Annotated in this window: 17 protein-coding genes; 3 read left to right on the forward strand and 14 right to left on the reverse strand. The window is 69.2% G+C overall.

Annotation, left to right across the window (positions count from 1 at the left end):
• Positions 1-45 precede the first annotated feature (45 nt).
• Entirely contained in the window at positions 46-963 is a 918-nt protein-coding gene (locus tag H7F30_RS12485) for a LysR family transcriptional regulator (RefSeq protein WP_129662984.1), read from the forward strand.
• 49 nt (positions 964-1,012) lie between these two features.
• Here H7F30_RS12485 and H7F30_RS12490 read toward each other — a convergent pair whose 3' ends face one another.
• From H7F30_RS12490 to hflX, 9 genes are all read right to left on the reverse strand, one after another.
• The gene (locus H7F30_RS12490; protein ID WP_187035474.1) at positions 1,013-3,391 is read right to left on the reverse strand and encodes a ComEC/Rec2 family competence protein; all 2,379 of its coding nucleotides are present in this window, start codon (positions 3,389-3,391) and stop codon (positions 1,013-1,015) included.
• Positions 3,388-4,254 (reverse strand): ComEA family DNA-binding protein, encoded by an 867-nt coding sequence (locus H7F30_RS12495; protein WP_255464832.1) that lies wholly within the window; start codon positions 4,252-4,254, stop codon positions 3,388-3,390. Before H7F30_RS12495 ends, H7F30_RS12490 begins: the two co-directional genes overlap by 4 nt.
• Before the next feature lie 156 nt (positions 4,255-4,410).
• Positions 4,411-5,337, reverse strand: a complete 927-nt coding sequence (locus H7F30_RS12500) for a DegV family protein (RefSeq protein ID WP_187035476.1) — start codon at positions 5,335-5,337, stop codon at positions 4,411-4,413.
• Positions 5,338-5,366: 29 nt separating this feature from the next.
• Positions 5,367-8,231 (reverse strand): leucine--tRNA ligase, encoded by a 2,865-nt coding sequence (leuS, locus tag H7F30_RS12505; protein ID WP_187035478.1) that lies wholly within the window; start codon positions 8,229-8,231, stop codon positions 5,367-5,369.
• Positions 8,232-8,460: 229 nt separating this feature from the next.
• Positions 8,461-8,721: a 30S ribosomal protein S20 gene (gene rpsT / locus H7F30_RS12510; protein WP_047311410.1), complete on the reverse strand. Its 261-nt coding sequence runs from the start codon at positions 8,719-8,721 to the stop codon at positions 8,461-8,463.
• Between the two features lie 204 nt (positions 8,722-8,925).
• Positions 8,926-9,906 (reverse strand): DNA polymerase III subunit delta, encoded by a 981-nt coding sequence (gene holA, locus H7F30_RS12515; RefSeq protein WP_187035480.1) that lies wholly within the window; start codon positions 9,904-9,906, stop codon positions 8,926-8,928.
• Positions 9,907-10,021: 115 nt separating this feature from the next.
• Positions 10,022-12,397, reverse strand: a complete 2,376-nt coding sequence (locus tag H7F30_RS12520; RefSeq protein ID WP_187035481.1) for an ATP-dependent DNA helicase — start codon at positions 12,395-12,397, stop codon at positions 10,022-10,024.
• Positions 12,398-12,516: 119 nt separating this feature from the next.
• The gene (locus H7F30_RS12525; RefSeq protein ID WP_187035483.1) at positions 12,517-15,249 is read right to left on the reverse strand and encodes a glucosidase; all 2,733 of its coding nucleotides are present in this window, start codon (positions 15,247-15,249) and stop codon (positions 12,517-12,519) included.
• A gap of 52 nt (positions 15,250-15,301) precedes the next feature.
• A complete protein-coding gene (gene hflX / locus H7F30_RS12530; RefSeq protein WP_129662970.1) occupies positions 15,302-16,786 on the reverse strand; it encodes a GTPase HflX in 1,485 nt (494 codons plus the stop codon).
• Between the two features lie 175 nt (positions 16,787-16,961).
• Here hflX and H7F30_RS12535 point away from each other — a divergent pair, with 175 nt between their 5' ends.
• Positions 16,962-17,636 carry a class I SAM-dependent methyltransferase gene (locus tag H7F30_RS12535; RefSeq protein ID WP_129662968.1) on the forward strand — a complete coding sequence of 225 codons (675 nt, stop codon included), beginning with the start codon at positions 16,962-16,964 and terminating at the stop codon, positions 17,634-17,636.
• 101 nt (positions 17,637-17,737) lie between these two features.
• Here H7F30_RS12535 and dapF read toward each other — a convergent pair whose 3' ends face one another.
• The 3 genes from dapF to H7F30_RS12550 are packed head-to-tail and all read right to left on the reverse strand — an operon-like array spanning position 17,738 to position 20,909.
• Complete coding sequence (gene dapF, locus H7F30_RS12540; protein WP_129662966.1) at positions 17,738-18,601, reverse strand: diaminopimelate epimerase; 864 nt, start codon at positions 18,599-18,601, stop codon at positions 17,738-17,740.
• 12 nt (positions 18,602-18,613) lie between these two features.
• A complete protein-coding gene (gene miaA / locus H7F30_RS12545) occupies positions 18,614-19,594 on the reverse strand; it encodes a tRNA (adenosine(37)-N6)-dimethylallyltransferase MiaA (protein WP_240730087.1) in 981 nt (326 codons plus the stop codon).
• A gap of 55 nt (positions 19,595-19,649) precedes the next feature.
• A complete protein-coding gene (locus H7F30_RS12550; protein WP_129662964.1) occupies positions 19,650-20,909 on the reverse strand; it encodes an MFS transporter in 1,260 nt (419 codons plus the stop codon).
• 64 nt (positions 20,910-20,973) lie between these two features.
• On the opposite strand from H7F30_RS12550, the gene H7F30_RS12555 reads away from it, so the two are divergent.
• Complete coding sequence (locus H7F30_RS12555; RefSeq protein WP_165357832.1) at positions 20,974-21,882, forward strand: LysR family transcriptional regulator; 909 nt, start codon at positions 20,974-20,976, stop codon at positions 21,880-21,882.
• A gap of 29 nt (positions 21,883-21,911) precedes the next feature.
• On the opposite strand, the gene miaB is transcribed toward H7F30_RS12555, so the two are convergent.
• Together miaB and H7F30_RS12565 are read right to left on the reverse strand one after the other, a co-directional pair.
• Positions 21,912-23,444: a tRNA (N6-isopentenyl adenosine(37)-C2)-methylthiotransferase MiaB gene (gene miaB / locus H7F30_RS12560; RefSeq protein WP_129662960.1), complete on the reverse strand. Its 1,533-nt coding sequence runs from the start codon at positions 23,442-23,444 to the stop codon at positions 21,912-21,914.
• A 12-nt stretch (positions 23,445-23,456) separates the two neighbouring features.
• The gene (locus H7F30_RS12565; protein ID WP_129662958.1) at positions 23,457-24,278 is read right to left on the reverse strand and encodes a regulatory protein RecX; all 822 of its coding nucleotides are present in this window, start codon (positions 24,276-24,278) and stop codon (positions 23,457-23,459) included.
• Between the last annotated feature and the right edge of the window lie 13 nt (positions 24,279-24,291).

A 24,291-nucleotide genomic window follows, 5' to 3' on the forward strand; every position in this document is an offset into this window, starting at 1 on the left:
CGATAGAAACTACAACATCCGATAACGCCGGGTTATTCTCTACGGATGATCGACGCCGCCGGCCTTCGGGTCATGAAAGCCATTGCCCAGGAGGGTAGCTTCACCGCTGCCGCTGCTTCCCTGGGCTACTCCCAGCCTGCCGTGTCCCAGATGGTGCGCCGCTTGGAGGACAAGACGGGCACGGCTCTCGTCGAGCGCCTCGGACGTTCGGTGCGTCTGACCGAGGCGGGCCACGTGCTCGCCCGCACAGCCACTCCGGTGCTCGCCGCTCTCGAGGCGGCGGAGGGCGAAGTGGCCTCGATCGCCGGCCTGAGGGCGGGACGAGTGCGCCTCATGGCCTTCCCCTCGGCCTCGTCGACCGTCGTCCCACGAGCGCTGTCGCTCGTCAAGCAGCGCTACCCCGACGTTCAGGTCACCTTCGCGGAAGCGGAGCCGCCGGAGTCACTCGCGGCGCTTCGGGCGGGAGATTGCGATGTTGCAGTCGCGTTCTCCTACGACGGCGACGAGATCGCGGCACACGCGGAGGATCTCGAGGGGCTCACCACGCTCGACCTGCTCGAGGACGAGGTGCGCCTCGCCGTACCGGCCGATCACCCGTTCGCCGGAAGGGGCTCCGTGTCGATGGAGGAGCTCGAGTCCGCGTCGTGGATCGCCGGATGCCCGCGCTGCCGGGGCCACCTGCTCTCGCTCGCCACCTCGGCGGGTTACACCCCTGACGTCGCGTTCGAGACCGAGGACTACGTCACCGTGCTCGGACTCGTGGCCGAGGGGTTGGGCGTGGCCCTCATCCCGGAGCTCATCCTGCGTTCGACCCAGCACCCCCGCGTGGCCACCATCGCCATCGAGCCGGCGAGCCGTCGTTCGGTTCAGGCTGTCACCACGCCCGACCTCCAGCGTGTGCCGGCGGTCAAGGCCACCCTCGACGCGCTGCGGGAAGCAACCGACGCTCTGCCGAACCTGTAGCCGGTTCCCTCCGGCTCGCGAGTGGAATCTCCTGCGACTCTCACCGGTGTCATCTCTGCGGTTCGACCGTGAGCGATCTACCGACGGGTACGACGTCGAGGTCTCCTGAAAGGTCCGTTCGGTAGACGGCTGTTCCGCTCTGGGCGAGTAACGACAGGAGCGATTCCTTCGGGTGTCCGTAATCGTTGCCCTCCCCCACCCCGATGAGGCCGACCCGCGCCGAAGCCGCCCGATAGAGCCCGGCACTCTGGTTCGCGCTGCCGTGGTGAGCGACCTTGACGAGGTCGTAGGGACGCGACGCTGCTCGGCGCGTCACCTCCCCGATGCACGCGGCCTGCGCCTCCCGTTCGACGTCGCCGAGCATGAGCGCATGCACGCTCGGCGTCGCCACATCGAGCACGAGGGAAGCATTGTTGACCGGCGAACCCGCCGCCAACGCTCGGCGCGGCCAGAGGACGTCGAGCACGGCGTCACCGACACGGACCTGCTGACCCGGTGCGAGGCGTTGCGCAACCTTCCCGTAACGGCGCAACACCTGCCTCGTCTGGGCATCGGCATCCCTCTCCCCTCGGCCACCACGAGGGCTCGAGCTGTGGCTCGTCAGCCACGTCACGAAGACCTCGACCGACGGCTGCCGCTCGAGTACGGCCCCCAGACCATCGACGTGGTCGGCATGCAGGTGCGTGAGCACGACGGCGTCCACACGCGTCACGCCGTGACGATCGAGGCACCCGGTGACGTCCCCTTCCTCGGGTCCGGTGTCGACGAGGATCGCCGCCTGCTCACCGGTGCGTACCAAGGCGGCATCTCCCTGCCCGACGTCGCACTGGGCATACAGCCACCCCGGATCTGCGCGTCCCTCTCCGGGGATCGGAAGCCACAGGGCCGCGGGGACGAGCGCCACCAACGTGACGAATGCCCACCCTCGAAGGCCGAGCCACGGGACGATTCGCCACCCGAACAGGAGCGCCGCGAGGAGGACGACGGCCAGCACGATGCCGGGCGCCCCGCTCGGCCACGGCAACGAGCCCCCTGGCACGGACGCGGCGACGTGGGCAATCGTGGAAATGACCCAGGCGGGAAGACCCGCCGCCCACACGAGCAGATCGGCCAGAGCCGGGACGAGTGGTGCCACGAGCAGAACGACCATCCCCGCGAGCGTGGCCGGTGCGACGAAGGGCTCCGCGAGAACGTTCGCTGGCAGGGAAACGAGCGACACGGCACCACTCAGCGCCACGAGGATGGGCAAGCACAGCGCCTGGGCGGCGACGGGAATGAGACACAGTTCGATCGCGTGGGTCAGCTTCGACGACGGCGTTTGCGGCAACCGTTCCGTCAGGGCGTTCGCCCATCGCTTCGCGAAGAGCACGAGGCCGAGCGTGGCGAGCGCCGAGAGCGCGAACCCCGCACTCACGGCGAGCCACGGATCCCACATGAGGAGCAGCGTGATGGCCGCCCCGAGCGCCGGGCAGGCAGCTTTCGGTCTGCCCCACGACGTGCCGAGCAAGCCGACGATGCCCATCGCTCCGGCACGGACAACGCTCGGATCCGGATGGCACACGAGCACGTAGAGGAGGACGACAAGAAGAGCCACCACTGTGCGGGCGCGCCGACGCAGACCACACCAGGACAGACACCACGACGCCGCGACGAGCACGATGGTGACGTTCGACCCGCTCACCGCGTTGAGGTGCGACATGCCCGTGACGCTCATGTCGTCGTTCAACTCGGCCGGGATCGCGGCGACGTCACCGACGACGAGAGCCGGCACGAGGCCGCGCGGGTCGTCCGGGAGGTTTCGAGCCGCGTGCGACAGACCCCGGCGCAAGACTTCGAGTTGTGCGATGACCGGTGGCGACCCGTCAAGGACACGAGGTCCACCGCGCGCCACGAGCAGCGCCTGGGCAGACCCGAGCCGTTCCGAGGGCGCGAGTCTGCCCTTCACATCGAGCCGAGCTCTCCACGGCACGGTCCGCCACCGTCCGTCACCGATCAGGACAACCGGCGTCGCCACGTCGACCCGCGTTCCACGGGCCTGGACTCGGTGCACGGTGAGGGGAACGAGATACCGCGTCTCCGCAGCGCCCGGCCCCTTAGGTTCAAGGGCGCGGGGTTGCCCCGTGACGACGGCCTCGAACGTTCCGCTGGCTCGTTCGGCCGCCAACTCGGCGAGCGGCCCCTGACGTTGGTGAGCGAGTTGTCCTCCGGCCGCCGTGGCGATCAGCGCCGTGACGACCGCACAGAAGGCAACGCCCACGACGAGCGCGCGCCGAACCCGCGACAGGAACAGTGCTCCCCCCAGCGCTGCGGCGGCGAGCGCCACCACGACGACCTCGGTGGCCGAGGCTCGTAGTGCGAGCAACACGGCGAGCACGCCCCAGCCACAACATGCCGCGCCGAGCAGCCGGAGGTCGTGCTCGCTCCTCACACCGTGACCTTGGAGCGCAGCCGCTCCAGGGCCTTGTCACCGATGCCGCTGACCTCACCCAACTCCTCGACGCTCGAGAATCGGCCGTGTTCCGTGCGCCAGTCGAGGATTCTCTGCGCGAGGACCGGTCCCACTCCGGGCAGGGTGTCGAGCGCGGCCGCGTCGGCCGTGTTGAGATTAACGAGGGCGGACGCCCCTGCAGAGGCCCCCGGGGTTCCCGGTGTGATGGCCGCTGCACCCGCTGACGGTTGACCACCCGCCGGAGCCGCGGGCGGGCTGGGAACCGGCGGGGACTCCCCCGGCCTCGGCACGATGACCTGCTCTCCGTCGGCGAGTGGCCGCGCGAGATTGATGCCGGAAGCATCGGCTCCCTTCAGCCCACCGGCTGCCCTGACGGCGTCCTCGACCCTGGCGCCCGGTGTGACCGTGACGACGCCGGGAGTGCGCACCGCCCCGACGACGTGGATGTTGAGCGCCGACGGCGACGCCGCCGCGGCGGGGGTGGCCGCTGTCGAGGCAGCGTTCGTGGGCGCCGCGGCAGCGCCCGATGGGGTGCTCGACACTGTGGCACGACCCGCGACCTGCAGCGGTTTGGCTGAAGAGCCTGTTGCGGCGCTCGATGTGTCCGGCGTGAGCATGACACGCACCCCGAAGACGAGAGCAGCGAGCAGTGCACACAGTGCAACCACGACAACGGCCGTGCGTGACGGCGCCCAGCGAGCCTCGTCGAGCGGAGCAGGAGGGCGGATGAGCCGTCGGGGCGTGCGCTCCGGCTCAGGGGTCCACGCGGGTTCGCGACGTGCCCGTTCGATCTCCGCGAGCACTTCGTCGAGCCGGTCGTCGCTGTCGTGTCGAGTCGTCATGGCGTGACGCTACGAAGGCCTCCGGAGTGAACACCATCCTGCGCCGCTTGAGCCTGTGGAAGCGCCTGCTGCGACAGTTCGGGGTCATGCGCAGGCATCACGCCTGTGGATGAAAGCTCGGACACGGCGCACCGGGCCCACGACGGAATCAGACCGTCACGCGGCGTCGGTTTCCCCGTTCGGGTCGGCCCCCGACGAATCCTCCGGCATCCGGGCCACGGCCACGCCGATCGCTCCGCTGCCGATGTGCGCCGTGACGGCGGCGGCCAGCGGTGCCTGCACGATGGGTTCTGCCCAGGTCACCGGCTCTGCTCCGTCAGTGTCCTTCTCCGCCGTTTCCGTGAGGAGCCCCGTGAGTCGCTTGGCAAGGTCCTGTCGCGTCACGGAGTGCACGGCGCAGACGACCGGGCCCGGTCCGAGGGCCCGCGCCTCCGCGAGCGCCCACCGCCCCAGGCGTTCGATGGCCTTGCCCGTCGTTCGCACGCGTGCCAAGGGCTCGATCACCCCGTCCTCGAGGCGCAGCAGCGGCTTGATCGACAGCGCGGAGCCGAGAAGGGCACCGGCCCGACCGACGCGACCACCGCGGCGCAGCGGTTCCAGCGAGTCGACGTAGAGCGCCGTGCGCGACGTCGTCGCCACGGAACGGATGACCTCTTCGACCGCGGCGAAGCCTTCACCGCGCACGGCCGAACGAGCCCCGGCGAGCGCCGCAAAACCCATCGCCATGCCCATCGTCGTGGAGTCCACGACGGAGACGGGCACAGGCGATTCGGCCGCCGCGAGGCGCGCCGAACTCACCGTGGACGACAGCTGGGCCGCCGCGTGAACGGAGACGATCTCGGTGCAGCCCTGACCCGCGAGGTACTCGTACGCCTCGACCATGCGCGCAGGCGCCGGCCGGGCCGTCGACAGTTCCCGCTCGTTCTCTTCGGCTTGGGCCACCGTCTCCCCGGTGACGCCCTCACCCTCGACGAGCGAGCGCCCGTCGATCGTCACGGTCAGCGGCACGACGGCGAGCGTCCCGCCGAGCGCCGCCACGAGCTCGTCCGGCAGGCACGCCGTCGAGTCCGTGACGACGCCCACGCGAGGGGCGTCCCGTCGTCGCGCAGCCATCAGTTCGCGACGATGTTGACGAGCTTGGGAGCTCGGACGATGACCTTGCGAACCGTCTTGCCCTCGAGGAACGACTGCACGCGCTCGCTCGCCATGGCTGCGGCCTCGAGGTCGGCCTCGCTGATGTCGGCGGCGACGTCGAGACGATCGCGCACCTTGCCGGCCACCTGGACGACGGCCACAACGGTGTCCTGCACGAGGAACGCCGGGTCGGCGACCGGGAACGGCTCGAACGCCAGCGTCGTGTCGTGACCCAGGCGCTTCCACAGCTCCTCACCGATGTGCGGGGCCAGCGGCGCCGTCATGAGCACGAGCGCCTCGGCCGCCTCGCGCGGCACGGCGTCGAGCTTCGTCAGCGTGTTGTTGAGCTCGATGAGTCGAGCGACCGCCGTGTTGAAACGCAGGTTCTCGAAGTCGGCGCTCACCGCGTCGATCGTCTGGTGGAGTGCGCGCTTCGTGGCGTCATCCATCGGCGCATCGGTGACGGTGACCTCGCCGCTGCCCTCGTCGACGACGTTGCGCCACAGACGCTGCAGGAAGCGCTGCGAGCCGACGGCGGCACGGGTCTCCCACGGACGCGACGCGTCGAGGGGGCCCATCGACATCTCGTAGACGCGGAAGGTGTCGGCGCCGAACGCGTCGCACATCTCGTCCGGCGTGACGACGTTCTTGAGCGACTTGCCCATCTTCCCGTACTCACGGGTGACGCGCTCGCCCTGCCACTCGAACACCGTCTCGCCGTCGACCTCGCGCTCGGTGACCTCGGCAGCCGGCACAGGCTGGCCGCGCCCGTCACGGTACGCATAGGCCTGCACCATGCCCTGGTTGTAGAGCTTGCGGAATGGCTCCTCGCTCGAGATGAGGCCGAGGTCGAACAACACCTTGTGCCAGAAACGCGCGTACAGCAGGTGCAGGACGGCGTGCTCGGCGCCGCCGACGTAGAGGTCGACGCCGCCCGGGTCGTTCGCGACGCCCTTGCCGAAGCCGCGGCCCTTGCCGAGCCAGTACTCCTCACAGCCCGTGTCGACGAAGCGCTCGTCGTTTGCGGGGTCTGCGTAACGCAGTTCGTACCAGCACGAACCGGCCCAGTTGGGCATGGTGTTCGTCTCGCGCGTGTACGTCTTGCGACCGTCACCGAGGTCGAGCTCGACGCTCACCCACTCGCTCGCACGCGACAAGGGCGACTCCGGCATGGACTGGGCGTCCTCCGGGTCGTAGGTCTTCGGCGAGTAGTCCGCGACGTCGGGCAGTTCGACCGGCAGCATCGACTCCGGCAGGGCGTGCGCCTCGCCGTTCTCGTCGTAGACCACCGGGAAGGGCTCGCCCCAGTAGCGCTGGCGGCTGAACAGCCAGTCGCGCAGGCGGTAGGTCGTCGTGCCGCTTCCGCGCTCGTTCGCCTCGAGCCACTCGATGATCTTGACCTTGGCGTCCTCGATGCCGAGCCCGTCGAGGCTGAGGCCCGAGGTGGCCGAGTTGATGGCGACGCCCGCGCCGGTGAACGGCTTGTTCTCCGGGTGGCCCTCGGACGGCTGCACGGTGCGGATGACGTCGAGGTCGTACGCGGCCGCGAAGTCCCAGTCGCGCTCGTCCTGCGCGGGCACGGCCATGATGGCGCCGGTGCCGTAGCCCATGAGGACGTAGTCGGCGACGAAGACGGGCATGCGTCGACCCGTCACCGGGTTCGTGGCGAAGGCACCGGTGAAGACACCGGTCTTGCCCTTCTCGCCGGTCTGACGCTCGAGGTCGCTCTTGCGGGAGGCCTCACGACGATAGGTGTCGACGGCCTCGCGCGGGCTGGTCGCGCCCCCGCTCCACGCGTCCTTCGTGCCCTCGGGCCACGTGTCTGGCACGAGCGTGTCGACGAGCGGATGCTCCGGGGCGACCACCATGAACGTCGCGCCGAAGATCGTGTCGGGGCGCGTCGTGAAGACCTCGAGCTGAGCGCCCTCGTGGTTCTCGACGTCGAAGCGGATGCTCGCGCCGTTGCTGCGACCGATCCAGTTGCGCTGCTGCAGCTTGATCGACTCCGGCCAGTCGAGGCGCTCGAGGTCGTCGACGAGGCGGTCGGCGTAGGCGGTGATACGCATCATCCACTGCGGCAGATTGCGCTTGAAGACCGGGAAGTTGCCGCGCTCGGTGCGGCCGTCGGCCGTCACCTCCTCGTTTGCCACGACGGTGCCGAGGCCGGGCGACCAGTTGACCGGAGCGTCCGACTTGTACGCGAGGCGACGGGCGTTGACGGCAGCGGCGCGCTCGGTGGCGTCCAGTTCGGCCCATGCGCGGCCGTCCGGCGTGGCGACGCGACCACTTTCGAGGGCTTCGACGAGCGTGTCGATCGGACGGGCCTTACCCGCGTCCTCGTCGTACCAGGCGTTGAAGATCTGCAGGAAGATCCACTGCGTCCACTTGTAGTAGGACGGCTCGATCGTGGCGAAGGTGCGACGCATGTCGTGCGACAGCCCGAGCTGACGCAGCTGGCGACGCATGTTGACCATGTTGTCCTCGGTCGTCTTGCGCGGGTGCTGGCCGGTCTGGACGGCGTACTGCTCCGCCGGCAGGCCGAACGCGTCGTAACCGAGGGTGTAGAGGACGTTCTTGCCCTGGGTGCGCTGGTAGCGCGCGTAGACGTCGGTGGCGATGTAGCCGAGCGGGTGCCCGACGTGCAGTCCCGCACCGGAGGGGTAGGGGAACATGTCCTGGATCATGACCTTCTCGCGCTCGGCCACGCCCTGCGGGTCGGCCCACGGCCCCGTGGGGTTGGGGGCCTCGAAGGTTCCCTGCTCCTCCCACACGTCCTGCCACTGCTTCTCGATCTGCCCCGCCAGTTCGGCGGTGTAGCGGTGGCCGTGCTCGGTGTCGCTCAAGGAAGTACCTCACTCGCGTCGTACGGCGTCAGCGCGACGCCGGATTGTTCGCCCGTCATTATGTCAGCAGCCGCCGTCGCCGCCCGGGCACCGGGCTCTGGCGACCTTCGATGTTGCCTCGGAAACGCGGCACCTGTGCCGCGGTCCCCGCTCAACATCGAAGGGTCGTCACCGCGGACGGTGACGACCCTTCGTCGTGCTGAGTCCTCGTGAGGACTCATGGAAGAACTCAGAGGTTGTTGAGCTGCTTCGCCATGGCCGACTTCTTGTTGGCGGCCTGGTTCTTGTGGATGACTCCCTTGGAGACAGCCTTGTCCAGCTTCTTCGAAGCGGCAGCAAGGGCCGTGGTAGCGGCGTCCTTGTTACCGGCTTCGACCTCGGCGCGGAACTTGCGGATCCAGGTACGCAGCTCAGCCTTGTAGGACTTGTTGCGCTCCGTACGAACAGCGTTCGTCTTGATCCGCTTCATCTGCGACTTGATGTTTGCCACGAAAACTCACTTCTTCGGTCGAATGATTCTGTCGTGAGGGCGACAGTCGGCCTCTCGGATATGGCGTGGGGACACCTGGCGATGAGAGACCGCTGGTTACTGCTTGCGTGTGCGCACGACCTGAGCCCACACGCACTCGTCCAAACTTACCAGCCGGACCCCGCGGGCACGCAATCGGCCGAAGCGCTCGGCGTCCGACCAGCTTCAGCCTCGCTCGGGCGGCGCGTGACGCTGCTTGCAGATCTCGAGCACGGCGCGCTCGACGGCGTACTGCGGATCGCGCCCGCCGCCCTTGACGGCGAAGTCGGCCGCAGCCACGGTCTGAATCGCGCGGCCGAGCCTGACGCCGTCCCAGCCGCGCGACGCGCCGCGGGCACGATCGATCTGCCACGGGGGCATACCGAGCTGCTTGGCGAGTTCAGCGCTGCGTCCTCCCCCGGCGGTGGCCACCTTGGCAACCTGCCGCAGCTGTGAGGCGAGGACCGCCACGACCGGAACCGGGTCGAGCCCGGAGGCGAACGCGTGACGCAGGAGTCGAAGCGCTTCGGGAGCATTGCCGGCGATGGCGGCGTCGGCAACCCGGAAGCCCGTGGCCTCGACCTTGCCCGAGTGATAGGTGGCGACGACGTTCTCGTCGACCACGCCCGTCGTGTCGTCGACGAGTTGCTTGCACGCCGCAGCCAGCTCCGATGTGTCCTTGCCCGCTGCCTCGAGCAACGCCCGCACGGCCTCGGGGGTGATCTTGCGGCGCGCGATACGGAACTCGTTCGTGATGAAGGCCGACTTGTCGCGGTCCGACTTCATGGCCGGCGCCTCGATGACGTGCGCCTTCGCCTTCTTCATCGCGTCGAGGACACGCTTGGCGCGGTTACCACCCTTGTGGAGGACGACGAGGTGCGCGTCGTCGAGCGGGTGCTTGAGCACGTCGGAGAGTTCGTCGACGAGCGGATCGGTGGCCTCGTCGAGGTCGCGCACGACGACGACGCGGTGCCCGCCGAACAGGCTCGGCGACAGGTCCATCGTCAGCCGGCCCGGCTCGTACTCGAGCGCGTCGAGGCGGATGACCTCCGCGTCGGGGTGGCTCGAACCGAGCGCCTCGAGCACGTGCAAGAGCGCTCGTTGCGCGAGCACGCGCTCGGGGCCGGTGATGAGCACCAGCTGAGGCAGCGCCGACGATTCGTTCATGGCGTCAGCCTCTCACCGGCCACCGACAACCGGGGCGCCGACCGGTGCACCAGCGACGTGGGAAGCACACCTCGCGAGACGAACACCCCGATCGTCATGCTGCTCACAGCGAACGTCACTCCCCCGCCGGGCGGATGCCGAGTTGCGCGCAACGGGCGAGCACCGACTCCGCCGAGAGTTCGAGGTGGTCGGCCAGCTCTTCGGCTGACAGGCCCATGCTGACGCCCTCGCGCAGTTCCTCGTCGGACTCCGCCGTCCACGCCTCGCCGCCGGTGACGGCGGTTCGGGCCGTGTCGTCGACCGGAGGCGGCGTCGGCTTGGTCGGTGCCTTGATGGCGCTGGCCGTCCCCATTCCGCTGACGCCGGCTGCCGCTGCGGCGGCGAGCGCCCGCTCCTTCGCGTCCGCCGAGGAACCTGCCGATAACCCCGACGACGCTGCCGAGGACGCCGACGAAGCGCCCGACGCGCGGACGGAACTCGACGAGGGGCTGGGAACCGACGGCTGCTTCGTCGAGCGCGTACCGGCCGCCGGCGGAGGGGTGACGTCCGGGGCGTTCTCGTCGAGACGAGCGAGCGCCTTGAGGATGAGCGCACGATCGGTGGTCGGCCAGAACGGCGGCAACGAGCGCTGGAGGAAACCGGCGTAGCGGGCCGTCATCATGCGCGAGTCGAGGAACGCGACGACGCCACGGTCGTCGGTGTGCCGGATGAGGCGCCCGGCGCCCTGCGCGAGGCGCAGCGCGGCGTGGGTGGCCGAGACGGCCATGAACCCGTTGCCGCCCATCTTCGCGATGGCCTGCGAGCGAGCCGAGGCGAGGGGGTCGTCCGGTCGCGGGAACGGGATGCGGTCGATGATGACGAGTTGGAGGCTGCTTCCGGGCACATCGACGCCCTGCCACAGCGTCAGCGTGCCGAAGAGGCACGTGCGGGCGTCGGCGGCGAAGGTGCGCACGAGGGTGCCCATCTGGTCCTCGCCCTGGCACAGCACGGGAATCTCGTCGCCGAAGCGCTCCCGCATCGCCTCGGCGGCGGCCTGGGCGGCGCGCATCGAGGAGAAGAGGCCGAGCGTGCGTCCACCGGCCGCGCGCACGAGCGTCTCGATCTCGTCGAGGGCCTGCGGTGAGAGTCCGTCACGCCCGGGCGGAGGAAGGTGCTGGGCGACGTAGGCGATGCCCTGCTTGGGGTAGTCGAACGGCGAGCCGACGTCGAGGCCCTTCCACTGCGGGCCGCCCGCTCCGCGAAGGCCGAGGGTTCCGGCCACGGCGTCGAACGAGCCACCGAGTTCGAGGGTGGCCGACGTCATGACGACCGATCGCTCACCGAAGATCTTGTCCCGCATGAGCATGGCCACGCTCATCGGCGCGACACGCAGCGCGGAGACGCCGGTGCGCTGGTTGTGGGAGACCCACAGGACGTCGAGCTCCCGCTCCTCGAGGATGCGTTCGCACGTCTCGAAGATCTCGTCGATCGCGGCTCGAGCCATCTGGCGAACGCCGTCGTTGTCCTGCGGGTTCTTCGGCTTCAGTTCCGAGGCGATGGAACGTGAGGCGTCGAGAATCGTGCGCAGGGCCGCCTCGAGAACGTCGGAGACTCCGAGCAGCCGCCCTTCCTGGTGTTGCTCGAGTGCCTCGCCCAGCACCTCGGCCCCGCGCTTGAGGTCGTCGGTCTCGGCGAGGCGGCCACAGCGCTTGGCGGCCGCGTTGATCGTTCCGGTCGTCAGTTCGTCGGTGATGGTCGCGGTGACGCGGTCGACGAGCTCGTGGGCCTCGTCGACGACGAGCAGGTCGTGCTCGGGCAGCATCTGGCGCCCCTCGAAGGCGTCGATCGCCATGAAGGAGTGGTTCGTCACGACGACGTCGACCTCCTTCGCGTCGGCGCGCGCCATTTCGACGAAGCAGTCCTCGACGACGGGGCACTTGCTGCCGAGGCACTCGTGGCTCGAGACGGAGACCTGGCGCCACGCCCTCTCGGACACGCCGGGCACGAGTTCGTCGCGGTCGCCGGATTCGGTCTCGTCGGCCCACTCCCGCAGGCGCACGACCTCCCGGCCGGTGCGTCCGGCGTGTTCGTCGACCTGGCCGACGCCCATGAGCGTGCCCTCGTCGTCGTCCGGGTAGCCACCGGTGAGCTTGTGCTGGCACAGGTAGTTACGCCGCCCCTTGACGAGCGCGTACGTGGGCCGGCGCCCGAGCAGCGGTTCGAGCGCGTCGGCGAGGCGCGGCATGTCGCGATCGACGATCTGCGCCTGGAGGGCGAGCGTCGCCGTGGCCACGATGGCCGGCTTGTTCACCTCGAACGCGTGACGGATCGCGGGCACGAGGTAGGCCAGCGACTTTCCCGTACCCGTACCCGCCTGCACGAGCAGGTGCTCGTCGCGCTCGATGGCCTCCTGGACGGCGTTCGCCATCGTCGACTGCCCCGGCCGCGGGACGCCGCCGACGCCGGAGACGGCCGCGGACATGAGTTCGTCGAGCGAGGGCAGTTCGGGCATGCGCCCACCCTATGGCAGCACCGGGACGCCCTCCGAGTCGCGACGCGGGCACGGCTGTGGAAACGCCTGTGCGGGCGTCGTCACTGTGGACGACGCCCGCACAGGCCACCGCATGCGGCTCACTCGCCGGGCAGAACCCCCGGCAGGTGCGGCGCGTGATCGGAGCAAATGTAGTGCGCCACGAGCGCCGTCCACCCCGTCTGGTGCGCGGCGCCGAGGCCGACGCCGGTGTCGCCGTGGAAGTACTCGCTGAACGTGACGTGCTCGTCCCACAGCGGCCCGTTCGGGTACTCACGCTGGTCGCCCGGGCGGCCGTTGGGTCCGAGACGGAAGAGATTGACGAGCCGGTCCTCGAGGTCGGAGACGATCTCGGACAGCTTGACCATCCGCCCCGATCCGGTCGGGTACTCGTACTCGACGTCGCCCTCCGCCGACGCGGCGTACAGACGCAGCGAGTCGACGACGAGGAAGTTGACCGGGAACCACACCGGCCCACGCCAGTTGGAGTTGCCGCCGAACAGGTCGATGTCGGACTCTCCGGGGGTGTAGCGGATCGACATCGAGCGTCCGCCGATCTCCGCCGTGTACTCCTCGCGGTAGGCCGCGGACAGCGAACGGATACCGAACTCGGAGAGGAACTCGTTCTCGTCGAAGAGTCGTTCGAGCAGCAGGCCGCGGCGTCGCTTGGAGATGAGCGTCATCGTCAGCTTCTCGCCGCCGGAGTCGGCCTCGGCCTGCGTGATGGCCTTCATCATGGCCGGCTCGCGCTCCATCATCCACTCGACCTCGCGCACGAAGTCGGGCAGTTCGTGCTGCACCCAACTCGGGGCGATGAGCACGGCCATGAGCGGCAGCAGGCCGACCATCGAGCGAACGCGCAGCTGGATGATCTCGCCGTCCTCGTGCTGGAGGGCGTCGTAGAAGAAGCCGTCCTCCTCGTTCCACAGGCTCGACACCTTCTCCGGCGTCGTGCGGTCCATCGCGTGGGCAAGGTTGATGAAGTACTGCAGGAACGTCGTGGCCGTGTTGTCGTAGGCCCGCTCGTGGCGCGCGAGTTCGAGGGCCATGCGCAGCATCGACAGCGAGAAGAACGCCATCCAGCTCGTCGCGTCGGACTGTTCCAGCTTGTAGCCCGGGGGCACGGCGGTCGAGCGGTCGAACAGCGCGATGTTGTCCATGCCGAGGAAGCCGCCCTCGAAGAGGTAGGAGCCCTCGGCGTCCTTGCGGTTGACCCACCACGAGAAGTTGAGAAGCAGCTTGTTGAAGACCTGGATGAGGAAGGCCTGGTCCTGTCCGCCGTCAATGGCGTAGACCTGCCAGCAGGCCCACGCGTGGACGGGCGGGTTGACGTCCTCGAAGGCCCATTCGTACGCGGGCAGCTGACCATTGGGGTGCTGGGCCCACTCCCGGCACATGAGCACGAGCTGGTGCTTGGCGAACTCGGGGTCGATGTGCGCGAGCGGCACGGTGTGGAACGCCAGATCCCACGCGGCGAACCAGGGGTACTCCCACTCGTCCGGCATCGAGATGACGTCGGCCAGGGCGAGGTGGCGCCAGCCGACGTTGCGTCCGTGTCGGCCCTCGACGCCGGTGACGCGCTCACGCGGCGGCGCCTTGACGGCCGGGTCGCCCTCGAGCCATTCCTCGACGTAGTAGCGGTAGAGCTGCTTGCCCCACAAGAGGCCCGCGAAAGCGCGACGGGCAATGTGACGGTCGTCGTCGCTCACCGTGGCCGGGATGACCGCGGCGTAGAACTCGTCGGCCTCCTCGGCGCGCACCCGACGGACGATGTCGAAGCCCTCACCGAAGGCCGGGTCGCCGGGCACCGGCTCCTGGTGGGCGGTTCCCTTGGGCTGGTGGGCGCTCGAGCGCCCGACGCCGCGCAGACGCAGCCGCACGGTGACGCTCTCACCCGGCGCGATGGCCTCGAAGTGGTACCAGAAGCCGACCTTCGTGCCGTGGTCGAGGCGGATGCCGTCGCTCTCCCCCGCCACGATGCGCTGGTTGATGCCGTCCTTCGTCAGCTCACGGGGGTTGGTCTGCGCGCCGAACACGGCGATCTCGTTCGTCTCGTTGTCGCAGAAGATGATGCGCGGCTCGCCGTCGGCGTGCAGTTCGTAGTCGCCGAGCCAGCCGTGTTCGGCGCGCACGCAGTTCTCCGTGACGAGGGAGATCGAGGGTTCACGCTCGTCTCGTCCCCACGACCACGTGTTGCGGAACCACGCCTGCGGCACGAGGTCGAGCGGCGCGGCGTCGGGGCCGTGGTTGGTCGCGGTGTACTCGAGGCAGATGTCGGTCGGGTTCGCCTTGGCGTGCGTGACCTCGATGTCGAAGAAGCGGTTCTCGTCGAAGACTCCCGTGTCGATGAGCTCGTACTCGTCGTCGGTTCGCCCGCGCGAGGCGGCCTCGGCGCGCAGGTGGTTGTACGGGAACGCGGCCTGTGGGTAGCGATAGAGCCACGTGCCGTAGGAGTGGGTGGGGGTGGCGTCGGTGGGCCACCAGACCTCCTTGACGTCCTCGCCGTGGTTGCCTTCACCGTTCGTCAGGCCGAACAGACGTTCCTTGAGGCGGTCGTCCTCACCGTTCCACAACGCCAGCGAGACGTTGAAGAACCCGAAGCGGTCGCACAGACCCGCCAGTCCGTCCTCGCCCCAGCGGTAGGCGCGCTGGTGGGCGTGGTCGAACGGCAGGTAAGCCCACGCGTTGCCGTCGGCAGAGTAGTCCTCACGGACCGTGCCCCACTGGCGAGCGGCCATGTACGGCCCCCACAGACGCCACGGGTCGCTGTCCTTCGGTGCCTGGGCCAGACGGCGGTGTTCGGCGGTGGCCGTGGTGCGGGAAGACGAACTCACGAGCGCATCCTATTGAGGCCCGCTAGGGACGGACGAATCCGTGGCGCGAAGCTCAGGCGACGCTGGACGTCAGATACGGCTCCAACTCGCCGGCCAGTTCCTTCGTCACCTTGGCGTGCACGTGGGTGCCTTCGGGGCGGTGCTCGACGCCGAGCACGTCACCGTCGGCGTGCACGCGGCTGAGGAGGTCACCTCGCTCGTACGGCAGCAGGAGTTCGACCCGCACGTCGGGGTGGGGCAGTTCGTCCGCGATGAGTTGCAGCAGTTCGGGCAACCCCTCGCCCGTACGAGCCGACACGGCGATGCAGTGCTTCTCGTGGCGCATCAGGCGGTCGATGACGTCGGGGGCGGCGATGTCGGCCTTGTTGATGACGATGACTTCCTTGACATCGCTCGCGTCGACGTCGGCGAGCACCTCGCGCACCGCGGAGATCTGCGACTCCGGGTCGGGGTGGGAGCCGTCGACGACGTGCAGGAGCAGGTCGGCGTCGGCCACTTCCTCCAGTGTCGAGCGGAAGGCCTCGACGAGTTGGTGCGGCAGGTCGCGCACGAAGCCGACGGTGTCGGCCAGCGTGTAACCGCGCCCGTCCGGCGTCTCGGCGCGGCGGACCGTCGGGTCGAGCGTGGCGAACAGCTGGTTCTGCACGAGCACACCGGCGTTGGTGAGGCGGTTGAGGAGCGAGCTCTTGCCGGCGTTCGTGTAGCCGGCGATGGCGACGCTCGGCACGTTGTTGTTGCGGCGCCCGCTGCGCTTGGTGTCGCGAGTCGTCTTCATCTCCGCGATCTCGCGGCGCAGCTTGGCCATGCGCGTGTTGATGCGACGTCGGTCGAGTTCGATCTTCGTCTCACCGGGACCGCGCGACCCCATGCCCTGGCCACCCGCGGCCTGACCACCGGCCTGACGCGACATCGACTCACCCCAACCGCGAAGACGCGGCAGGAGGTACTGCATCTGAGCCAGCTCGACCTGGGCCTTGCCCTCCTTGCTCTTCGCGTGCTGGGCGAAGATGTCGAGGATGAGCGCGGTGCGGTCGATGACCTTCACCTTGACGACGTCCTCGAGAGCGCGGCGCTGGCTCGGGGCGAGCTCGCCGTTGGCGATGACGGTGTCGGCGCCTTCGGCGACGACGATCTCCTTGAGTGCCTCGGCCTTGCCCTTACCGAGCCAGGTGCCCGGGTCGGGGCGCAGGCGACGCTGGACGACGCCCGCGAGCACCTGGGAGCCGGCCGTCTCCGCGAGAGCGGCGAGCTCACGCAGGGAGTTCTCGGCGTCCTCGCTCGAACCCTCGGACCAGACGCCCGCCAGGACGACGCGCTCGAGGCGCAGTTGGCGGTACTCGACCTCGGAGACGTCCTCGAGCTCCGTCGACAGGCCGTGCACACGGCGCAGAGCGGCGCGCTCTTCGCGCTCGATCTGGTCACCGTCGTAGGAGTCGACGACAAATCCGCGGTCGTCGTAGACGACCGTTGCGTCGTCGCCGTCCGCAAGCGCCTGGGCTCGGCGGGAAAGGAAGTCGGCGGGGTTGCGCTCGTTCAGGGCTGATCCTCACGTTGTGCGTCGCTGCGGTCGAGGTGACGCGCAGAGTTCGATCGTTGCAGGGTTCAACGAGCGAGGCCAGCGATTTACTCCCGCGGTTGCGACTCGCCCGGGCGGAGTTCTCCGCTCCCGCGCCGGTTCTCGAGCCAATGCGGCGGTCGTAGGCTGTGCCGTGATGAGCGATCACTACTTCACTGCGGAGCCGGCGTCACCCGACGAACGGCGCACCCTCACCTTGCGCCTGGCCGGGCGCAGCGTCGCCATGCAGACCGCACCCGGTGTCTTCTGCCCCGACCGTCTCGACTCGGGCACTGCTGTTCTTCTCAACCACGCACCGGCGCCGCCCGAGGCAGGCACTTTCCTGGACATGGGGTGCGGCTGGGGGCCGATCGCGACGACGCTCGCGTTGGAGAGCCCGGATGCGCACGTGTGGGCGGTGGACGTCAACGAACGCGCCCTCGACCTGTGCGCGACGAACGTTGCGGCTCAGGGGTGTTCAAACGTGACGACCGCTCGCCCGTCGCAGGTTCCGGCCGACGTTCGGTTCGATCTCATCTGGTCCAACCCGCCGATCAGGGTGGGCAAGAAGGTGCTGCATTCGATGCTGCTCACTTGGCTACCCCGCCTCGTCGTCGGCGGGCGCGCCTACCTCGTCGTCCAGCGCAACCTCGGCTCGGACTCACTGGCGAAGTGGCTCGTGGAGCAGTTGGGCGACGCCTACGAGGTCACGCGCCTGACATCGGTCAAGGGGTTCCGCATTCTCGAAGTGGTGCGCACGTCCGACGGCGGACCCACGCCCTTGGAGGCTGCGGAGGACACTGGCGCACCGGCGCCAAACGCGGACGTCTAGGCCATTGAGTATCGCTCAGGTTCACGTTCACTGACGACGTTTTTCGTTGGGACACAAACCGTTTCGCCGACCACACGTCGAGCGTTGTCCGACCGGGCGACTCAGCGTTGCGGCAGGTCGACCTCACCGTCGGCGACGAGCTGAGCCGGCCCCGAGAGCGCAACCTCGTCGCCCTTGATGTGCACGCCGAGCGTGCCGCCGAGAACGTCGACCTTCCAGTCGAGCTGGCCCTCAGGCTTGCCGCCCCACCACCACGTCGCGATAGCCGCGGCCGCAGCGCCGGTGCCGCACGAGCGCGTCTCGCCGCTGCCGCGCTCGTGCACGCGCATGCTGATGTGGGCGTGCTCGATCGCATGGACGAACTCGACGTTGCTGCCGTGCTCCGGGTGAGGGTCGACGTGCGGTGCCTCGTGCAGCTCGAGGGAGCCCAGGTGCACCGACGGAGGTAGCGCGACGACGGTGTGCGGGTTGCCGAGTTCGAGGCTGAGCGCGGGCAAGGGGTCGGGCGAACCGTGGACCTGGACGACAGAGTCCATCCCGCGGCGCTCGGCCTCCTCTTCCCGGGCGAGGCGCCACTGGCCGAGCTCGACGGCCCAGCCGTGCGGGACGGACACCATCTCCTTGACGCCGGCGCGCGTCGCGATGGCGAAATGCTCGCTCGCGACGAGTCCGCGCGAGCGCAGGTATTCGGCGAAGACGCGCGTTCCGTTGCCGCACATCTCGGCGAGCGACCCGTCGGCGTTGCGGTAGTCCATGAACCACTCAGCCTCTCCGGCGAGCGCCGCGACCTCGGGCACCGCAGCCGTGCGCACGACGCGGATCATGCCGTCGCCGCCAATGCCGGCGCGGCGGTCACACAGGAAGGCGACGTCGTCGACGCTGAGGTCGAGGGTGCCGTCATGATCGGGCACCAGGACGAAGTCGTTCTGCGTGCCGTGGCCCTTGGTGAATGGAATGCGCGTCACGCGCTCATCGTGTCACACGGCGTCAGACGCAGCCGCGACCCTTCCGTGCCGCGCCGGACTGTAGCCGTCGACTTCCGCCAGGGCGCGGGCGAGGAGATCCGGCGCGTCGTAGGGCAGCCACACCGGCCGCGGATCCGGGCGGAACCACGCGCGCTGACGACGGGCGAACTGGCGCGTCGCGATCGCCGTCGCCTCCTTCGCGGCCTGCTCGTCGAGGAGGCCGTCGAGGTGCTCGAGCGCCTGGGAGTAGCCGATGGCCCGGCTCGCCGTCCGCCCGTTGCGCAGGCCTCGGGCGTCGAGTTCACGCACCTCGTCGAGCAACCCGCGTTCCCACATGAGGTCGACACGTCGCTCGATGCGGGTCACGAGTTCCGTCGGGTCGGCCTGGAGGCCGAGCACGATCGTCGGTTCGAGGAAGGTTTTCGTCGGCGCCGTGGCGCTGAAGGGGCGTCCGGTCAACGCGATCACCTCGAGCGCGCGCACGACCCTGCGCCCGTTGCTCGCAAGGATGTCGGCAGCCGCCGCGGGATCCTGCTCGGCCAACTCCCGGTGAAGGGCGCCGGAGCCCTCGTCCTCGAGGCGCCGCTCGAAGCGGGCGCGCACCTGCGGATCTGTCGGCGGGATCTCCAGGACGTCGAGCGCGGCCCGCAGGTAGAGGCCGGAGCCACCCACGACGATCGGAACGTTGCCACGAGCCAGCACCCCTTGAATGTCGGCCCGAACCTCGCGCTGGAAGCGCGCGATCGTCGCCTCGTCGAGGATGTCGAGGGTGTCGATCTGGTGGTGCGGGATGCCGCGCCGCTCCCCCACAGGCAGCTTGGCCGTACCGATGTCCATACCGCGGTAGAACTGCGACGCATCCGCGTTGACGATCTCGCCGCCGAGTCGCTCGGCAAGGTCGAGCGAGAGATCGCTCTTGCCGGTTGCCGTCGGGCCGACGACGGCGATGACGCGCGGTCGCACGAGTGCTCGATCGGTACCGGGGGTGTTCACGCGCCTATTCTCCCAAAGCTCGGAGCACGCTTGCACCAGCGGCGCACGGCGGTGCTTACGCCGCGGCGGGAGTCGGCGCCTGGTCTGCGCTACGCCACAGGGTGAGGGCGAGACCGAGCGCCGCGAGGACGGTGGCAAGCACGAGGACGAGCGTCCCGCCCCATCCCAGCGTGGCGAAGGGCCACCCGGCCAGCGCACCGATGACGGACGAGCCCGTGTAGTAACCGAACAGATAGAGCGAGCTCGCCTCGGCGCGATGGCGCGTTGCGAGGGCCGTCACCCACCCGCTCGCGCTCGCGTGGGCGGCGAAGAAGCCACCGGTGAACGCCAGCATGCCGACGAGCAGCGTCGCGAGGTTGTCGAACCAGGTGAGGAGCAGGCCGAGTGCCATCGTCAGGGTCGAGACGGCGAGTACCGGCCCGCGACCGTATCGGTCGGCCAAGCGTCCGGCCCAGGCGGACGTGAGCGTGCCCGACAGATAGAGGCAGAACACGAGGCCGACCACGGCCTGCGGCAGAGCGAAGGGCTCGCGCAGGAGGCGGAACCCCAGCACGTTGTAGATCGAGACGAAACCGCCCATGAGAAGGAAGGCGACGGCGACAAGCGCCATGAGGCGCGGGTTGCGCAGGTGGTGGGCCAGGTTGGCGCTCGACGCGCGAAGACCGATCCGCTTGGGTTCGAAGAATCGGCTCGCGGGGGCGAGCTTCACGAAGAGGGCGGTGAACACCAGCGCGACGACGGCAGCCGCTTCGAGTGCCCACCGCCACGTCGTGACGTCGAGCGCGAACGAGGCCACGATGCGTCCGGCCAACCCACCGATCGTCGTGCCTGCGATGTAGCGGCCCATGGCCGTTCCGAGGGACGCGCCGTCCACCTCCTCGGCGAGGTAGGCCATGGCGACGGCGGGCACACCGGCGAGGGTCAGGCCCTGGAGGGCACGGCCGGCGAGGACGACCTCGAGCGAGGTCGCGAGAGGAATGAGCAGGCCGATGATCGCGGAGAGCAACGCCGAGGCGACCATGACGCGGCTGCGTCCGAAGCGTTCCGAGAGGATGCTGGCCGGAACGATGGCGAAGGCGAGCACACCGGTCGTCGCGCTGACGGCGAGGGCTGCCACGGCCGGGGACGCATCGAACTCACGCGCGAGGTCGGGCAGGACGGCCTGCGCCGAGTACATCGACACGAAGGTCGCCATACCGGCCGCGAAGAGCGCCGTCGTGATGCGGGTATAGCCGGCGTCGCCGCGCACATAGCCACGCAGTGCATCGGCGTGCTGTGCCGCCCCGGGCTGCTCGGTCTCCGCTGTCGCTGTCATGTCCCTCACTCTGCGCCGGGCGGCCCACATACGGAAATACGTTCTCAATGCCACACTGATGCACATGACGCATGAGCAGGATCCGGAGGTTCTCTCAGGTCACAACTGGATCGTGACCCTGGCCGAGGTGGAGAACGTCACCGATGCCGCGGCGATGCTCGGGACGACCCAGCCGACCCTCTCCCGGAGGCTTGCGACGCTCGAATCAGCGCTCGGAGCGTCGTTGTTCGATCGACCGGGGCGGCGGCTGCGCCTCAACGACGCCGGACGCATCTACGTCGACGCGGCCCGCCGCGCGGACTTCACGATGGCCGTCGCCCGCGCGCGCATCGCCGAGATGCACGGGGGCGACGACGAACTGCGCCTCGGCTTCCTCCACAGTTTCGGCCCCTGGCTCGTGCCCCACCTGCTGGGCCACGTGCGTCGGAGTCACCCGCACGCACGCTTCCAACTCGTGCAGGACGCCGCCGAGACGATCTGTCGCCTCGTGCGCGAGGGCGACCTCGACGTCGGGATCGTCTCTCCGAAGCCGCGCGTGGAGGAAGGCCTCCAGTGGCGCTCGCTCATCCAGCAGCCCATCGCCCTGGCCGTTCCCGAAGACCACCCGTTGGCCTCACGCGGGGAAGTGACGCTACGCGACGCAGCCGAGGAAACCTTCGTCACCATGCCGGCTCACTACGGCATGCGACGCGTGCTCGACGAGGCCTGCGCCGAGGCCGGATTCCGCCCGCGTCTGGGGACCGAGTGCCAGGAGTTGGGTACGGTGCGCGGGCTCGTCGAAGCGGGGCTGGGCGTAGCCCTGCTCCCCCGCGAACAGCGTCGATCAGGCGCGGACGGTGTGCGCCTCGTGACTCTGTGCGACCCGGCACTCACGCGCGAGATCGGCATCGTGCGCGCCGCCGATCGGGTGCTCCCCGCCGTGGCACGTTCGCTCGCCGACGCGGAAGCGCCCCCACTACCTTTCGGGCAGTAGGGGCGCGTGGCGTGGGATGAGGAGCGGCGTCAGCCGATGCCGCAGGCGGGGGCGCTCGGCGCCGGGGTATCCGGCTTGCCGATCGACGGCATGCCGAGCGCGACGGCGGGCTTGGCCGCGCCGGCCGGCGTTCCCGCTGAGGCCGCGTCCTGCAGAGCCTGCCAGGCGTCGCCGCCGCGAGTGCGACGCACGTCGTACGTGCCCCCGTCGAGACCGGAGTCCGCGACGAGGTGGTGCGGCGCACCGTAGGTGACCTCGACCGTCACCATGTCGCCCGGGCGAGGGCGCTCGGCTCCTTCGGGAACGGCGAAGTGGACGAGACGGTTGTCGCGGGCACGGCCCGACATGCGGTTGGTCTCGGCGTCCTTGCGGCCCTCGGCCGGGGCGACGAGCACCTCGACCGTGCGGCCCTCCTGCTCACGGTTGCCCGCCCAGGAGACGCGCTCCTGGAGCTCGATGAGGCGCTCGAAGCGCTCCTGCACGACTTCCTTGGGGATCTGGCCGTCCATCGTGGCCGCCGGGGTGCCGGGGCGAATGGAGTACTGGAACGTGAACGCGGAGCTGAAGCGCGACTTCTCGACGACGTCGAGCGTGCCCTGGAAGTCCTCCTCCGTCTCGCCGGGGAAGCCGACGATGATGTCGGTGGTGATGGCAGCGTCGGGCATGCGCTCGCGCACCTTGTCGATGATGCCGAGGAACTTCTTGCTGCGGTAGCTGCGACGCATGTCCTTGAGCACCTTGTCACTGCCCGACTGCAGGGGCATGTGCAGGCTCGGCATGACGTTCGGCGTCTCGGCCATGGCCTCAATGACGTCGTCGGTGAAGGCGGCCGGGTGCGGACTCGTGAACCGGACCCGCTCGAGGCCTTCGATCTCACCGCAGGCGCGCAGCAGCTTGCTGAAGGCCTGGCGGTCGCCGAACTCCACGCCGTAGGTGTTGACGTTCTGGCCGAGCAGGGTGATCTCGACGACGCCCTGGTCGACGAGTGCCTTGACCTCGTTGAGGATCTCGCCGGGTCGGCGGTCCTTCTCCTTGCCGCGCAGCGCGGGCACGATGCAGAACGTGCAGGTGTTGTTGCAGCCCACCGAGATGGAGACCCAGCCCGAGTAGGCAGAGTCACGGCGCGTCGGCAGCGTCGAGGGGAAGACCTCGAGGGATTCGAGGATCTCGACCTGCGCCTCGGCGTTGTGGCGCGCGCGCTCGAGCAGCACCGGCAGGGAGCCGACGTTGTGCGTTCCGAAGACGACGTCGACCCAGGGGGCGCGGCTGACGATGTCGGAACGGTCCTTCTGCGCGAGGCAGCCACCGACGGCGATCTGCATGCCCGGCGTCTTGTCCTTGACCGGGCGCAGGTGGCCGAGGTTGCCGTACAGCTTGTTCGAGGCGTTCTCACGCACCGCGCACGTGTTGAACACGACGAGGTCGGGGTTCTCCGGGCGCTCGGTGTCGGGCACCGCAGCGAAGTCGGTGTACCCGGCCTGCTCGAGCAGCCCCGAGATGCGCTCGGAGTCGTGGACATTCATCTGGCACCCGTGGGTGCGCACCTCATACGTCTTAGCCATGGCCCATCGATTCTAGTGCGCCTCGTCGGGTGCGGCCGAACCCTGGATTTCCTTGATGACCGACCACACGAGCGAAGGCGGATATCCCTTGCGGGCGAGGAGCCCGGCGAGACGCCTCGTCTGCGTCTGTTCGTCGAGGCGCGACATCGTTGTCATCTTCTTGCGCGCGAGTTGGAGGGCGACGGCGCGCTCGGCGTCGTCGTCGACCTGTTCGAGGGCGCCCTCGGCCACCTCGGGGGTGATGCCCTTGCGCTTGAGCTCCTGCGCGAGCGCCTTGCGCGCCAGTCCGCGGGAGGCGACCTGTGAACGCACGAGCATGCCCGCGTAGGCCTCGTCGTCGACGAGCTTCACGTCCTCCATGCGGTCGAGCACGGCTTCCGCCACGTCGTCGTCGACCTCCTTCTCGCGCAGTTTGTCCGCGAGCTGCGCTCGACTCTTCGGGGCGGCCGTGAGCTGACGCAGAACGATCTCGCGAGCAAACCCCAGCGGATCCTTCTCGCGCTCGGCCGCCTCCTCCTCGCGGCGCTTCTGCGCCCGCTTCTCCCGGCGCTCGGCCTTCTCGGCCCACGTGAGCTGCTTCTTCTTACGCCCCTTGCCCTTGGCGCCACGGCCCGCCGACCGCGCGCCCTCGCCGAAGGACGAACACGAGGAGCCTCGCCAGCCGGCCGAAGACGACGGTTCGTCATCGCGAGGCTCGAAACCACCCGATGCCGGGCTCGGGCGCGCCTCACCCCAGGTGGTCGATGCGTCGAAGCTCGCCTCGACGACGTCGGAGGGGTCGATGAAGTCGGGCAGCCCCAGAGACTGCCCGACGTCGTCAGGTCGGTGGTTCATGCGCGTGCACGAG

The sequence above is a fragment of the Dermacoccus sp. PAMC28757 genome (assembly GCF_014302635.1).
Lineage (GTDB): Bacteria > Actinomycetota > Actinomycetes > Actinomycetales > Dermatophilaceae > Dermacoccus > Dermacoccus abyssi.

Excerpts from the sequence above, each read along its gene's own strand:
- H7F30_RS12535 (WP_129662968.1), top strand. The coding sequence starts at position 16,962 with ATGAGCGATCACTACTTCACTGCGGAGCCGGCGTCACCCGACGAACGG.
- H7F30_RS12485 (WP_129662984.1), top strand. The coding sequence starts at position 46 with ATGATCGACGCCGCCGGCCTTCGGGTCATGAAAGCCATTGCCCAGGAG.
- H7F30_RS12565 (WP_129662958.1), bottom strand. The coding sequence starts at position 24,278 with ATGAACCACCGACCTGACGACGTCGGGCAGTCTCTGGGGCTGCCCGAC.
- H7F30_RS12550 (WP_129662964.1), bottom strand. The coding sequence starts at position 20,909 with ATGACAGCGACAGCGGAGACCGAGCAGCCCGGGGCGGCACAGCACGCC.
- H7F30_RS12495 (WP_255464832.1), bottom strand. The coding sequence starts at position 4,254 with ATGACGACTCGACACGACAGCGACGACCGGCTCGACGAAGTGCTCGCG.
- miaB (WP_129662960.1), bottom strand. The coding sequence starts at position 23,444 with ATGGCTAAGACGTATGAGGTGCGCACCCACGGGTGCCAGATGAATGTC.
- H7F30_RS12555 (WP_165357832.1), top strand. The coding sequence starts at position 20,974 with ATGACGCATGAGCAGGATCCGGAGGTTCTCTCAGGTCACAACTGGATC.
- H7F30_RS12520 (WP_187035481.1), bottom strand. The coding sequence starts at position 12,397 with ATGCCCGAACTGCCCTCGCTCGACGAACTCATGTCCGCGGCCGTCTCC.
- holA (WP_187035480.1), bottom strand. The coding sequence starts at position 9,906 with ATGAACGAATCGTCGGCGCTGCCTCAGCTGGTGCTCATCACCGGCCCC.